This window comes from Nonomuraea sp. NPDC047529 (genome assembly GCF_040642995.1).
Classification (GTDB): Bacteria; Actinomycetota; Actinomycetes; order Streptosporangiales; family Streptosporangiaceae; genus Nonomuraea.
In genome coordinates, this window is sequence record NZ_JBEYTJ010000034.1 from 1 (window position 1) to 13640 (window position 13640).

The following is a 13640-nucleotide window of genomic DNA, read 5'->3' on the forward strand; positions in this document are numbered from 1 at the left end:
CTGCTTACGGGTCAACTACCCACTCATGACCACACCCCGGCGCTCTCCTGACCCTCCCCGCGGAACACCAAAGCCCTTCGTCAGCAGGCTCTAAGTGAAGCGGACTCCCGCCGCAGGGAGTACCGGAACGACTCGCAAGGAGATGGCGACGGTGACCCGGCCAGACGAGAACAGCGAGGCAAGGCCCTGCCGTGCGTGTCGAGGACGCGGTTGCAAGCTCAAGAGCTCGCGCCGCTCTCTCCTGATCGATGCCGGTGGGGATGAGGTGGAACGGAGCGAGGAACGCAAGTGTCTCGACTGCCTCGGCGACGGCCAGGGCGAAAGGAGCGGGAGATGAACTCAGTCATGCAGGCGGCCATGACCGACCTCGGGCAGCAGGACGAGGTGAACGCCTTGATCCGGCTGCGCGACCGGCTCGTGAGTCGTGGCGTCAACGCCGAACTGCGCGACAACAACAGCGCGCTTTTGGTGCAGAGGCCGGAGGGAGGGCTGCCGGTGTGGGTGTTCGTCGGGTATGGCGGCGCCTATTACTCCTGGCAGAACGCCGAGAAGCGGCATCCGACCAGCGATCCGGAGGGGGCGGCGAACGTCCTGGCTGAGTACGTCGCCAGGTGATGACGGGCACGGCGAGGCAGAGGTGATCCCTTCCGAAGGGGGGTGAGGGTCATCGTCCGGTCTCGCCGTGCCTTCCCCGGCAGGCAGTTGCAGTGGCGTCCCCCGCGGCACCCTTCCCAGCCCGGTCGCTGCACTGCCTGCCGGTTCTTCATGTACGGCTCCCGCTTCGGCGAACCACGTGGACAGTCGGCGGCAAGCCAGTTACGCTCAAACTTGGTAAAACAACCTGTCGGCTGTTGGACGGTCATGATGTCGCTAGAGTCCGTGCCGCCTAAGTATGCGCAGCTTGTGCAGACTTTCCAGAGGCGCATCGAGTCGGGAGAGTACCCGCCTGGTGCGCTCCTGCCGAGCGAGAACCAGCTCATCCAGGAGTTCAGCGTCTCCCGTCCTACCGTGGTCGCCGCCCTGCGGGTGCTGCGCGAGCAGGGGTGGATCGAGTCCCAGCAGGGCAAGGGCCGCTTCGTACGCGGTCGTCCGGCGATGGCCTCCGTGGAGCAGAAGCGGCCAGGGCAGGCGTACCTGACCAAGCCGGAGACCGACTCCGCGGGCGAGGTCGTCGAAGTGGGCGCGGTGACCGCACCGAACCGGATCAGCGCTCTGCTCGACCTCCAGCCCAAGAGCAAGACCTTCGTACGGCGGCGTCTGATCACGCGTGATGGCGAGCCGACCGAACTGGTGTCACTCTGGCTGCCGTTGGAGCTTTCCGAAGGAACGGACCTCACCAGCGGAGAACCGCTGAGACAGGGCTTGCGGGAACACCTCCAGGCGCGTAAGGGCGTCCGCTTCGATCACATCGTGGAGCAGATCACCGCTCGCATGCCGTCGGCCGGGGAGGCCAAGCAGCTCGTGATGCCGAAGAATCAGCCGCTCCTGGCGGTCTTCGGCGCGGTCCGCGACGCCTCTGGCCGGCCTCTCACCGTCGTGGAAGTCTTGCTTCCCGCCGACCGGCACGAGCTGGAAGACGCCTACCCGATCGCCTGAGGTGACTCTTACCCGCCTGGGCAGTCATTGCCTCCACCGCTGCGCTCCATGCAATGGTTGGACGGCGAGGGAGACGGTACGGGGTGCAGCTTCGCCTGACGGGCCTGTACGGATCCCAGGACGAAGATCACGCATGCTGCTGCGATGACGCCGAAGATCCATGCACCTACGTGCCTGTCAGTGAACAGGCAGATTCCCGTGGCGAGAACCGGTGCCGCAGCGAAGATCCATGCGGCTGCGGTCAACCAAGCGTTCACGCTGGCCTGATCGACTTCGCGAAACGCCAGACCGGCCTCAAACGCCTGCATGAGGCAGAGCGGTACCCCGAAAAACCAGATGAGCACTAACAGTCCGAGGGCGATGCCACTGATGGTGCCGGGCTCCGTTTCTGCGGTCTCCACAATTGTGACTATTTCGTCCAATTTGGCATGAATAAAGCACAGAGGATTCACGATTCCGCGCCTAAATTTCTCTTAGACACTTGACCTAGCAAGTTTGGGCTACGTAATCTCAGAGCATCACTTGATAGGTCAAGTGCCTGTCAGTCAAGAGAGGAACAGCCTTATGGCTCTGCAAGGCCCCATCCCCGTCACCTTCGCCATGGTCTTCCCACACGGCTGCTACATCGTCGGCGAGGTCGAGCCCGTCAAGGACTTCGACGCCTCGTCCAACGGCCGGTTCGTGCAGGCCCGCGACAAGCAGACCGCAGAGCTGGTCTGGCAGGTCGCGGTCATGGACGGTGACCCGACCCTCAAGCCCGCCCAGAAGACGGTCGCGGTCAAGATCCTCGCACCGGTCCAGCCGGTGCCCCCGCAACCCATGCCGGGGCTGCCGTTCACGCCGGTCGAGTTCAACGGCATCGCCATCACGCCGTACGTCAACGCCGCCGGCCGCCTCGCCTACTCGATCAAGGTTCGCGAGATGTACGCGCCTCGCCAGAGCGCCCAGCCCGCTCAGAACAAGGCTTCGGCCGGAAAGGACGCCGCCTGATGACCCGACGCCGTACCCCGCGCAACAGCGTGATCCGGCTGACCACCGGGCACGCCGCCCGCACCATGAACCACCCGTTCGCCCGCCGTGAGCCCGTCCTGGCGCTCGACTTCGGCGCCACCTCCGTCCTGGTCACTACCAACGGACCCGTGACCGTCGAAGACCTGGAGTTCGCCCGCCAGCTCGCCCACGCGGCCAACCGCTTCGCCCGCTCCATCGAGCGCAGCTTCTACGGCCTGCCCGACGGCAAGGGGGTGGCGGCATGAGCGAGCGCAAGCCCTACACCTACGTCACCTTGTCCATGGACACCGACTCGGCACCGCATGTCGGTGTCTCGTTCCACACCTCGCGTCTGAAGGCCCGTGCCGGGCTGCTGCTCAGCAACCCGCGCCCGTACCTGGACTTCGCCTCGCCCGAGGCGAACGTGCACATCTCCACCACCGGAGCCGGGCCGGTCACCGACGCCGACCTGAGCACTGCCCGCGAGATCTTCACCGCCGCTGCCCGCTACCTGGCCGACTGCGAACAGTTGCACTCCGAACAGGCCGACAAGGACGCCACCCACCCGGCGACCTGACATGAGGCGGGGCCGCTGGAAGCGGCAACTTCCGGCGGCCCCTCGGTTCTCCCCTGACTCCACATCACGAGAGGTTCCCAGCTTATGTTCAAGCGGCTGCCTGGCGACGAGGCGCGCAACCTCGTCTCCACCACGCCCGACACGGCCGTCGTCAAGACACCCGCCATCATCACCTTCATCATCTACATCTGGCGCTTCCTATCGGCCCTCGTCCGCGCGACGTGGCGGCACCCGGTCGCCGTCGCTGTCCCTGTCGTCCTCGGCGTCGTCTGCCACCTCTACGGCTGGCCCGCTGCGGGATCCCTCCTCGGTTTCGTCGTCCTGTCCCTGTTCTCCTGGGCCTTCACCGAGTCCGTCTCCTTCGCCCGGTTCGTCGGCTTCCGGCTGCTGGCGTGGTGGCGGCTGATGGCGGTCTATCGCCGACACTGGCAAGGCATCATGGATGTCTCCGGTCTGGCCACGCGCGTCAACGGCCGCGTCTACGTGCCGCGCCTGATGCGCGTCACCTGCGACGGCTGGGCCGACCGCGTCACCGTGCGGATGCTCGCCGGTCAGGCGGTCAAGGACTGGTCCGACCGCATCGACAACCTCGCCCAAGGCTTCGGCACCACCTCGTGCCGGGTCGCGCTCGTCAAGGGCGGCCGGTTGCTGCTGACGTTCCCGCGCAGCGATCCACTGGCCGCGCCGATGCCCGCCCTTCCCATCCCGAACGAACCATCTGTCGGACCGGTCGAGATCGGCAAACAGGAGGACGGCCGACCGCTGCGGCTCAAGGTCCACGGCACCCACGTCCTGATCGCGGGCGCGACCGGGGCAGGCAAAGGCTCGTTCCTGTGGGACACGATCCGCGGCTTGCTTCCGGCGATGCGGGCGGGCCTGGCCGAAGTCTGGGCGCTCGACCCCAAACTGATGGAACTGTCCTACGGCCGGGAACTGTTCCAAGGCCGGTACGCCGCCGACCCGTCCGACTGCGCCGACCTGCTGGACGAGGCCGTCGCCGTCATGCAGAAGCGTGCGGTCCGCTTCGCCGGGCTTCAGCGGTCCCATACGCCGACGATCGAGGACCCGTTCGTCCTGGTGCTCGTCGACGAGGTGGCGTTCCTGACCGCCTACCAGCCCGACAAGCATCTCCGGCAACGCATCTCCGCCGCCCTGGCCACCCTGGCAACACAAGGCCGCTCAGTCGGCATCGGCGTCATGGCCGCCCTTCAAGACCCACGCAAGGAGGTCATGAACATCCGCAACCTGTTCCCTGACAAGATCGCGCTCCGCTTGGACGAGTCCGAACAGGTGGACATGGTCCTCGGCGACGGCGCACGCGACCGGGGCGCACTCGCCGACCACATCTCACCCATCCCCGAACAAGGGGCCGGCGTCGCCTACATGCGACTGGAGACCTCACCCGAACCGATCCGCGTCCGCGCCGCCTACGTCTCCGACGCCGACATCCGCCACATGGTCGCCCTGTTCACCGAGCGAGAGGAGGCTGCATGACCAACCCGCACGACCGCGCACTACCCCGAACGATCCGAATGGCGATGCCACTGGCCCGCGATGTCGTGGAAGAGGTCGCCAAGCTCCACGGCGTGTGCATCCGGCCGGTCCCGCTCAAGCGGCTCGACACCCACACCGGACAGTGGGAGATCATCGACGTCCCGTGCGGCTCCACGCTGGAGGCCAAGTGCCCGCCGTGCGCCAAGCGCAACCGGCAACTCCGCATCGCCCAGTGCCGGGAAGGCTGGCACCTCGACCACGAACCCGCCATCACCCCCGACGAGCCGACCGACGATCAGCGGTGGCTGGTCGAGTTCCGCGCCGATCTCCAGGCCCGGCGTGAGGAGGCCGAACAGCTTGGCGAGGACACCGCCGACTGGGATGCCGCCATCGCCGGTCTGGACGAGGAGATCAACGCGGCCGGGATGCGGGGCAGCGTTCTCGGCCGGAACGCCCCGAAGCGCACCCGCTCGACCCGGCGACGGCAGGACGCGCCGGACCTGCCCAAGCGCAAGATGGCCGACACCACCCTTGGCCGCACCTTCGCAACCCCGGACGGCAAGGTCTACCGGCCCTCGCTGTTCGTAACGCTCACCTTGCCCTCGTACGGCAAGGTTCGTGACGGGGTGCCGGTCGATCCGGACACCTACGACTACGCGCGGGCTGCTCGGGACGCGCTGCACTTCTCCAAGCTGGTGGACCGGTTCGTGCAGAACCTGCGCCGGGTGGCAGGCTATGACGTGCAGTACTTCGGCACGGTCGAACCACAGCAGCGTCTCGCTCCGCACCTGCACATCGCCATCCGGGGGACGCTGCCCCGCGCCGAACTCAAGCAGATCATCGCCGCGACCTATCACCAGGTGTGGTGGCCACCGGCCGACGAAGTCCGCTTCGACGGCGATCACCTGCCCATCTGGCAGGACGGGGCCGGCTACCTCGACCCCGCCACCGGCGAAGTCCTACCCACCTGGGACCAAGCCCTCGACCAGCTCGACACCGACGAGGACGCCAAGCCCCTACACATGGTCCGCTTCGGCCAGCAGCACAACATCCAAAGCGTCCTGGCGGGCACACCCGCCGCGGGCAAGTGGCTGGGCTACCTCACCAAGTACCTGACCAAGAGCCTGGCCGACCCCCTCGACGCCACCGCCGACAACCCGGCCCGCCGCGAGCACGCCACCCGCCTCATCGAGGCCCTACGCACCGAACCCTGCGCACCCACCTGCGCCAACTGGCTGCGCTACGGCATCCAACCCAAGAACGCCAAACGTGGGATGCTCCCCGGCCGCTGCCATGGCAAGGCCCACAAGCCCGACCACCTCGGCTACGCGGGCCGCCGCGTCCTGGTCTCCCGCAAGTGGTCGAACAAGACCCTGGCCGAACACAAGCAGGACCGCCGCATCTGGGTCCTGGAAGCCCTCGGCCAACCCGACGAGACACCCGACCCACACCGCTACGTCTGGCGACCCGTCCCGGCCGGAGACGCCAACGTGCCACCCCTGGCCACCCGCCTCCTCCGCTTCATCCGAGATCGCCAACGCTGGCGAGCTCACCTGCGGCAACTCGAAGACCAGAATCTTTCGGCAACTGAAGGGAGGGCGGCTTGACTCCAGCCAGGGATGCAAAGGCGGTACCTCCGCAGGACGTCACGAAAGGCCGGCTGTTGACCGTCGAGGAGGTCGCGGCCCGGCTCAACACCTCCCCGAGGTTCCCCCGGCGACTGATCGATGAGCGCCGGATCACCTTCGTTCGTGTCGGACGGAAGGTACGCATCCCCGAATCGGCCCTTGAAGAGTTCATCCGGGCCGGTGTCGTCCCACCGATCACCACTCGCAAGAGGAGGGCTGCCTGATGGGCGGCAACAACAAGGGTCACCGCCGACGGTTCGGGGCAGTGCGAAAGCTCCCGTCCGGGCGCTTCCAGGCGCGCTACACCGGACCCGACGACCGGGAGTACACCGCACCCCAGACCTTCGCAAGCAAGACGGACGCCGAGGTCTGGCTGTCGCAGAAAGAGACAGAGATTCACAAGCAAGATTGGAACGATCCAGATGCCGGGAAGATCCCCTTCCGGGAGTACGCGGCCACCTGGATGGCCGAGAGGACCCTGCGTCCCAAGACAGCCCAGCTCTACGAGGGTCTTCTCCGGCTCCACATCAACCCGACCATGGGTGAGAAGTTGCTCGTCGAGATCAGCTCTCGCCGCGTTCGGCAGTGGCACACCAAGCTCACGCAGGACGGTCCAGGGGCATCCACTGTTGCCAAGGCGTACCGGCTGCTGCGAGGCATCCTCAACACCGCCGTCGAGGATGAGCTGATCAAGAAGAATCCCTGCCGGATCAAGAACGCCGGTGTGGAGCGCCCGGAGGAACGGCCGGTTCTCACGGTGCCGGAGGTCTTCGCCCTGGCGGCTGCCGTGCCTCCTCGCTTCCGCGCCCTGGTGCTGCTCGCCACCTTCGGCAGTATGCGCTGGGGCGAACTGGCTGCGCTCCGGCGGCACAACGTTGACCTGGAGGCCCGGACGGTCCGGATCGAGGCGTCGGTCTCCGAGATGAGGACCGGAGAACTCGTCACAGGGCGGCCCAAGACCGATGCCGGCGTCCGCGTCGTCACGCTGCCGGAGGTCGTCATGGGTGACCTGAAGTGGCACCTTCAGCGATTCAGCGAGGAGAAACCTGACGGCCTGGTCTTCGTGGGTGAGCAAGGGGCCCAGCTTCGCCGCAGCAACTTCTCCAAGATCTGGGCCAAGGCGATCAAGCAGGCCGGTCTTCCGGCAATTCACATTCATGATCTCCGTCACACCGGCAACACCCTGGCCGCCATGACGGGAGCGTCCCTCAAGGAGTTGATGACGCGCATGGGGCACAGCAGCACCAAGGCTGCGGTGATCTATCTGCACGCGGCCAAGGATCGGGACCGGGTGATCGCCGACGCCCTTGGAGAGATCGTCAAGGAAGGCCTCAAGCCGAAGGGCGAAGCAGACGACGGCGACGTTTCCACGCTCACGCCGGTCGGCTGAGAACAGCAAGATCAATCGTTCTGGCACGAATCTGGCACGCCGACGAGTACAAGCCCTGACAAGATCAAAGGCCCGGGTTCGGATTCATGTCCTGACCTGGGCCTCACTATGTGGAGCGGGTGACGGGAATCGAACCCGCGCTGTCAGCTTGGGAAGCTGATGTTCTGCCATTGAACTACACCCGCACGAACCGAAGTGCGCGTCCCCCACTGTAGCGGAAACTTGCCCCCCAACAGCAAACCCAACGCCCCACCTTTTCCGGCCGGGACGGTAAGTTGGCTCACCGTGTTGCTATCTGACCGTGACATCCTTGCTGAGATCGACTCCGGCCGGCTCGCCCTGGACCCCTTCCAGCAGGACATGATCCAGCCGTCCAGCATCGACGTACGGCTCGACCGCTACTTCCGTGTCTTCGAAAACCACAAGTACCCTCATATCGACCCCTCCATCGAGCAGCCGGATCTCACGCGGATGGTCGAGCCGTCCGGTGACGAGCCGTTCATCCTGCATCCGGGGGAGTTCGTCCTGGCCTCCACCTACGAAGTGATCTCGCTTCCCGACGATCTGGCCTCACGGCTGGAGGGGAAGAGTTCGCTCGGACGGCTCGGCCTGCTGACGCACTCGACCGCCGGCTTCATCGATCCGGGGTTCAGCGGGCACGTCACCCTGGAGCTGTCCAACGTGGCGACGTTGCCCATCAAGCTGTGGCCCGGGATGAAGATCGGGCAGTTGTGCGTGTTCCGGCTCAGCTCGCCCGCCGAGCACCCGTACGGGTCGGCCAAGTACGAGTCCCGCTATCAAGGTCAGCGGGGCCCCACGCCGTCCCGGTCGTTCCGGAACTTCCATCGGACGAAGATTTGAGTGAACAACAGGTGAACATTTAGGAAACGCCGTGGCGGGATCAGCCCTTCGTGCACCCGCCAACAGGCCATGTCGGCGGCCAGATTTCCCTGCAAAAAGCGGCCAAACTACTCCGGACCCCGGTGTCGCACAACATACGCAGGGTAGCCAGAAGGCGAAGAAAACATGAAGTTCGCATTTCGCCTGGTAACCCGTACCCTCTTCCACGGACCATCCCCGCACATCTGGAGAACGACGTGCGCCTGCGTCTCACGCCACGTGAGGACAGCTACTACGACCTGTTCGCCGACTCGGCGAACAACCTGGTCACGGCATCCCGTCTGCTGGTCGAGATCATCAGTGACGGATCGGACAGGGAAGCCCTGGCCGAGAAGATGCGCGCCTGCGAGCACGCCGGTGACGAACGCACCCATGCGATCATGAACCGGCTCAACGAGAGCTTCATCACTCCGTTCGACCGTGAGGACATCTACCGCCTCGCCTCCAACCTCGACGACGTGATGGACGCCATGGAGGCCGCCTCCGACCTCATCGTCCTCTACCAGATCGACCACCTCCCCAAAGACGTGGTCCGGCAGGTCGAGGTCCTGGAACGTGCCGCCGAGCTGACCGCCGAGGCGATGCCCCGGCTGCGTTCCATGAAGAACCTCAACGAGTACTGGATCGAGGTCAACCGCCTGGAGAACCAGGGTGACCAGGTCTACCGCAGGCTGCTGGCCAAGCTGTTCAGCGGCGAGTACGACGCCCTCACCGTCATGAAGATGAAGGAGGTCGTCGACGCCCTGGAGGAGGCCGCCGACGCCTTCGAGCACGTGGCCAACACCGTCGAGTCGATCGCGGTCAAGGAAAGCTAGGCCCAGTGGACCTCACGCTCGCCCTCGTCATCGGCGTGGTCGTCATCTCCCTGGCCTTCGACTACACCAACGGGTTCCACGACGCGGCGAACGCCATCGCGACCTCCGTCTCGACCCGGGCGCTCACTCCCAGGGCCGCACTGTTCATGGCCGCGGCGATGAACTTCATCGGCGCGCACCTGGGCACTCAGGTCGCCCAGACAGTCGGAAAAGGGATCATCGACGCTCCCAACGGTCCGCACGGTCTGGTCGTCGTGGCCGCGGCGCTCATCGGCGCGATCGCCTGGAACCTGATCACCTGGTACTTCGGGCTGCCCTCCTCCTCCAGCCACGCGCTGATCGGCGGTCTGGTGGGCTCCGCGCTGGCCTCGGCCAGCGTGGTGCACTGGGACGGCGTCGTCGAGAAGGTCGTCATCCCGATGATCCTGTCGCCGCTGATCGGGTTCAGCCTGGCCGCGTTGATCATGATCGCAATTTACTGGATCTTCCGCAACAGCCAGCCGGGCAGGACCAACCGCGGCTTCCGCTACGCGCAGACCGTCTCGGCCGCCGCCATGGCGCTCGGGCACGGCCTGCAGGACGCGCAGAAGACGATGGGCGTCATCTTCCTCGCGCTGACGGTCGGCGGGTACGCCAGCCCCGGCGAGGGGATCCCGCAGTGGGTCATCCTGAGCGCCGCCGGTGCGATCTCGCTCGGCACGTACGCCGGTGGCTGGCGCATCATGCGCACGCTCGGCCGGCGGATCATCGCGCTCGACCCGCCCCAGGGGTTCGCCGCCGAGTCGGCCGCGGCCACCGTCCTGTACGGTGCCGCGATCGGGTTCGGCGCGCCGATCTCCACCACCCACACCATCACCACGGCGATCATGGGCGTCGGCGCGACCAAGCGGCTGAGCGCCGTGCGGTGGGGCGTGGCCGGCAACATCGTGACCGCCTGGGTGCTCACCATCCCGGCGGCGGCCCTCGTGGCGTCGCTGGCCTACGCGGTGCTCCACCTGATGGTGGAGTAGGGGCGGCCCGCCCGCGCGGGCGGGGCTATCCGCCCGCGTACATCACGTCCACGTCCCAGCGGGCGAAGCCCAGGGACTCGTACAGCCTGATCGCCGCCGTGTTGGCCTCGTCCACGTAGAGCATCGCCTGGGCGAGGCCGCGCGAGCGCAGGTGGGTCAGGCCGGCCAGGGTGAGTGCCCGGCCCAGGCCGGTGCCCTGCTGGGAGGGGTCGACGCCCACGACGTAGACCTCGCCGAGCGGCTCGTGCCCGTGCTCGGACGAGCCGTGGATCTTGGTCCAGTGGAAGCCGGCGAGCCGGTCGCCGCGCATGGCCAGGAAGAAGCCCTCGGGGTCGAACCAGGGCTCGTGCTCGCGCCGGAGCAGGTCGTCGAGCGTCCAGGCGCCCTGCTCGGGGTGGTGGGCGAAGGCGGCGGCGTTCACCGTGAGCCACGCCTGCTCGTCCTGTCCAGGGACGAACGTGCGCAGTTCCACGCCTTCAGGAAGCGTGTAGGGCGACAGCGGGGCGAACAGCGAGCGGCGCATCTGCCACAGCGAGCGCACGCGCTCGAAGCCGAACGACGCGGCCAGCGCACCGGCGCCCGCGTGGTCGCCGTGCGCCCACAGCCGCACCGTGCCGCCGGCCAGCTCCAGTACGGCCCGCAGCAGCCGCGTGCCGTGTCCCTGACGCCGGTGGGCGGGATGGACGACCAGTTCCGCGTTCGGTCCCTCGACCTCGTCGGTCGGGTCGACGTGCGCGTAGGCCACGGGCGTGCCGTCGCCGCTGTGCAGCAGCAGCGAGCGGGCACGGGGGTCGCCGCCGTAGCGGAGATGGAGCATCACGTGCTCGTTGAGCGGACGGACACCGTCCGCCTCGGTCGCCGCCTCGACGATGCCGAGAACCTGGGAGACCTCTTCGTCGTCGAGTCGTTCACAGATCTTCACGTCCGCACCCACACAAGGAACTCTAGGCGTACCAATGGCGAACAATGCCATTGGCTGTCCCAGTCAATCGTTACCTTTGCGACATTCGTTGCATAGGGAGACGTCGTAACGTCCCTGTCATGACGTCACGCACCCTCCTCCGGCTGTGCACGGCCGGTGTCGCCACCGCGGCCGGGATCGCCCTGGCCATGGCGCCCGCGGTCGCCGCGACCAGCGGCTCGGCCGGCCACGGAAACGGACACGGAAACGGTCACGGAAACGGCGGGCCGACCGTCCCGGTCCGCCTGCTGAGCATCAACGACCTGCACGGCAACCTGGAACCCCCGTCCGGCTCCTCCAGCCGCGTCCTCGACCCGGACGGGCCGCTGGTCGACGCCGACGGCTCGCTGACCGGGCTCGCGGGCGGCAAGTACTCGATCGCCGGCGGCGCGTCGTACCTGGCGACGTACGTCAAGCAGGCGCGCACCGAGAACACGCTGGTCGTGGCGGCGGGCGACCTGATCGGCGCGTCCCCGCTGATCTCGGCCGCCTACCACGACGAGCCCACCCTGGAGGTGCTCGGCTCGCTCGGCCTCAGCGCGACCGCGGCCGGCAACCACGAGTTCGACGAGGGGTACGCCGAGCTGCAGCGTCTCATGAACGGCGGCTGCCACCCGGTGGACGGCTGCTCGCCCGCCGGCCAGTGGAAGGGCACGGACTTCGACTTCCTCGCCGCCAACGTCCTCAAGGAGGGCAGCGACCGGTACGCCCTGCCGCCGTTCTACGTCAAGAAGATCAACGGCGTGCAGGTGGGCTTCATCGGCCTGGTGACGGCGACCACGCCGACCATCGTCACCGCCGAGGGCATCAAGGGCCTGCGGTTCACCGAGGAGGTCGCCGCGGCGAACCGGGCCTCGGCCTACCTGGCGAGCAGGGGCGTCAAGGCGCAGGTCGTCCTCATGCACGAGGGTGACTCGATCACCCCGAACCAGAGCCCGGACGCCTGCTCGGTGAACACCGCCAACGCCGGCTCGCGCATCGCCCGGGAGCTGAACCCGCAGATCGACCTGGTCATCAGCGGCCACTCCCACCAGGCGTACGTCTGCAAGACCAAGGACCCGGCCGGCCAGGACCGCTTCTACACGCAGGGCTCGTCGTTCGGCCGCGTGCTGACCCAGATCGACCTGCGGGTCGACAAGCGCACCAAGGACGTGATCCGCTCCTCGGTCACCGCGGACAACAAGGTCGTCGCCCGTACGGTCACGCCGGACCCGCAGGTCGAGGCGCAGGTCCAGGCATGGCGGACGCGCAGCGCCGAGGTGGCCAACCGCAAGATCGGCACGATCACCGGTGACGTCACCAACGTCGTCAACAACACCTCGGCCGCGACCACCCGGCCGGAGACGCCTCTCGGCGACCTCATCGCCGACTCCCAGCTGGAGGCGGCCAAGGCGGGCGGCGCCGAGATCGCGCTGATGAACCCGGGCGGCATCCGCACCTCGCTGACGTACGCGCAGTCGGGGTCGGAGGGCGACGGCGTCGTCACCTACGGGGAGGCGTTCGCCGTCCAGCCGTTCAGCAACCTCGTGCAGGTGCGGACGTACACCGGCGCGCAGCTCAAGGCCCTGCTGGAGCAGCAGGTCTGGACGCCCAACCCGACGACGGGCGCGATCAACCACCGGATGTTGCAGGTGTCGTCGTCGCTGACCTACACCTTCGACACCACCAAGCCGGTGGGCTCGCGCGTGTCGGACGTCAAGCTCAACGGCACGCCGGTCACCGACACCCAGTCGATCAAGATCGCCGCGAACAACTTCCTGATGGGCGGCGGCGACGGCTTCTCGGTGTTCACGCAGAGCACGGACACCTGGAGCGGGCCGATCGACCTGGACGCGTTCACGGCGTACCTGACCGCGCACTCGCCGATCACCCCGTCGGCGGCCGACCGCATCACGCTCGTCAAGTGATCCCCGGGCCGGGGGTCCCGCCGCGCGGGGCCTCCGGCTCCTCCCGCAACCGCACCAGCCACTTGCGCTCGACCTCCGCCGCCAGGTCCACGCCGTGGTGGCGGGCCATGAGCAGCACGTGACACAGCACGTCGGCAAGCTCCGCGCGGAAGCCGGCGTCGATCTCCTCCGGGGTCATCCCCCTGGTGCGCGCCTGACCGGCGCGCATGAGGTACGCCTGGGTCAGCTCGCCGACCTCCTCCTGGAGCTTGAGCAGGTACCAGGCGTCGTCGCGGACGATCCCGAGCAGCGCGGCGTAGCGGTCGGAGACGCGTTCGACGTCACGGCCCAGCCGCCGCAGATCCATCCGCCGAGTCTAGGCGGACGCCTCCG

The 13640-nt window shown here is 67.3% G+C and carries 16 protein-coding genes and 1 tRNA gene; 13 read left to right on the forward strand and 4 right to left on the reverse strand.

Translation table 11 applies throughout. From position 1 onward, the window contains the following. Positions 1–333 precede the first annotated feature (333 nt). On the forward strand, positions 334–615 hold the full coding sequence (locus ABZ815_RS38515) for a hypothetical protein (protein WP_357706146.1): 282 nt from the start codon (positions 334–336) through the stop codon (positions 613–615). Between the two features lie 288 nt (positions 616–903). Further along, the gene (locus ABZ815_RS38520; RefSeq protein ID WP_357706147.1) at positions 904–1596 is read left to right on the forward strand and encodes a GntR family transcriptional regulator; all 693 of its coding nucleotides are present in this window, start codon (positions 904–906) and stop codon (positions 1594–1596) included. 8 nt (positions 1597–1604) lie between these two features. On the opposite strand, the gene ABZ815_RS38525 is transcribed toward ABZ815_RS38520, so the two are convergent. Next, positions 1605–1997, reverse strand: coding sequence for a DUF6234 family protein (locus tag ABZ815_RS38525; RefSeq protein WP_357706148.1), 393 nt, complete (start codon positions 1995–1997; stop codon positions 1605–1607). A 163-nt stretch (positions 1998–2160) separates the two neighbouring features. On the opposite strand from ABZ815_RS38525, the gene ABZ815_RS38530 reads away from it, so the two are divergent. The 7 genes from ABZ815_RS38530 (at position 2161) to ABZ815_RS38560 (ending at position 7675) form a co-directional block, all read left to right on the forward strand. Then, positions 2161–2586 carry a plasmid replication, integration and excision activator gene (locus tag ABZ815_RS38530; protein WP_357706149.1) on the forward strand — a complete coding sequence of 142 codons (426 nt, stop codon included), beginning with the start codon at positions 2161–2163 and terminating at the stop codon, positions 2584–2586. Continuing rightward, positions 2586–2852, forward strand: a complete 267-nt coding sequence (locus ABZ815_RS38535) for a hypothetical protein (RefSeq protein WP_357706150.1) — start codon at positions 2586–2588, stop codon at positions 2850–2852. Before ABZ815_RS38530 ends, ABZ815_RS38535 begins: the two co-directional genes overlap by 1 nt. Next, entirely contained in the window at positions 2849–3163 is a 315-nt protein-coding gene (locus tag ABZ815_RS38540; protein WP_357706151.1) for a hypothetical protein, read from the forward strand. The genes ABZ815_RS38535 and ABZ815_RS38540 overlap by 4 nt, the downstream gene beginning before the upstream one ends. 84 nt (positions 3164–3247) lie before the next feature. Then, positions 3248–4657: an FtsK/SpoIIIE domain-containing protein gene (locus tag ABZ815_RS38545; protein WP_357706152.1), complete on the forward strand. Its 1410-nt coding sequence runs from the start codon at positions 3248–3250 to the stop codon at positions 4655–4657. Continuing rightward, positions 4654–6264 (forward strand): replication initiator, encoded by a 1611-nt coding sequence (locus tag ABZ815_RS38550; RefSeq protein WP_357706153.1) that lies wholly within the window; start codon positions 4654–4656, stop codon positions 6262–6264. Before ABZ815_RS38545 ends, ABZ815_RS38550 begins: the two co-directional genes overlap by 4 nt. Then, positions 6261–6509: a helix-turn-helix domain-containing protein gene (locus tag ABZ815_RS38555; RefSeq protein ID WP_357706154.1), complete on the forward strand. Its 249-nt coding sequence runs from the start codon at positions 6261–6263 to the stop codon at positions 6507–6509. The genes ABZ815_RS38550 and ABZ815_RS38555 overlap by 4 nt, the downstream gene beginning before the upstream one ends. Continuing rightward, complete coding sequence (locus ABZ815_RS38560; RefSeq protein ID WP_357706155.1) at positions 6509–7675, forward strand: tyrosine-type recombinase/integrase; 1167 nt, start codon at positions 6509–6511, stop codon at positions 7673–7675. The genes ABZ815_RS38555 and ABZ815_RS38560 overlap by 1 nt, the downstream gene beginning before the upstream one ends. A 111-nt stretch (positions 7676–7786) precedes the next feature. Here ABZ815_RS38560 and ABZ815_RS38565 read toward each other — a convergent pair. Then, positions 7787–7860: transfer RNA gene (locus tag ABZ815_RS38565), tRNA-Gly, on the reverse strand. A 100-nt stretch (positions 7861–7960) separates the two neighbouring features. Here ABZ815_RS38565 and dcd point away from each other — a divergent pair. From dcd to ABZ815_RS38580, 3 genes are all read left to right on the forward strand, one after another. Next, on the forward strand, positions 7961–8536 hold the full coding sequence (gene dcd, locus ABZ815_RS38570; RefSeq protein WP_357706156.1) for a dCTP deaminase: 576 nt from the start codon (positions 7961–7963) through the stop codon (positions 8534–8536). 236 nt (positions 8537–8772) lie between these two features. Further along, positions 8773–9390 carry a DUF47 family protein gene (locus ABZ815_RS38575; protein WP_106243913.1) on the forward strand — a complete coding sequence of 206 codons (618 nt, stop codon included), beginning with the start codon at positions 8773–8775 and terminating at the stop codon, positions 9388–9390. 5 nt (positions 9391–9395) lie between these two features. Next, on the forward strand, positions 9396–10400 hold the full coding sequence (locus tag ABZ815_RS38580; protein ID WP_357706157.1) for an inorganic phosphate transporter: 1005 nt from the start codon (positions 9396–9398) through the stop codon (positions 10398–10400). A gap of 25 nt (positions 10401–10425) precedes the next feature. Here the strand turns inward: ABZ815_RS38580 and mshD are convergent, their stop codons facing one another. Next, a complete protein-coding gene (gene mshD, locus ABZ815_RS38585) occupies positions 10426–11334 on the reverse strand; it encodes a mycothiol synthase (protein ID WP_357706158.1) in 909 nt (302 codons plus the stop codon). A 107-nt stretch (positions 11335–11441) separates the two neighbouring features. Between mshD and ABZ815_RS38590 the strand changes: the two genes are divergently transcribed. Then, positions 11442–13268: a bifunctional metallophosphatase/5'-nucleotidase gene (locus ABZ815_RS38590; protein WP_357706159.1), complete on the forward strand. Its 1827-nt coding sequence runs from the start codon at positions 11442–11444 to the stop codon at positions 13266–13268. Here the strand turns inward: ABZ815_RS38590 and ABZ815_RS38595 are convergent. After that, entirely contained in the window at positions 13261–13614 is a 354-nt protein-coding gene (locus ABZ815_RS38595; protein WP_357706160.1) for a pyrophosphatase, read from the reverse strand. The genes ABZ815_RS38590 and ABZ815_RS38595 overlap by 8 nt on opposite strands. Positions 13615–13640: the final 26 nt, after the last annotated feature.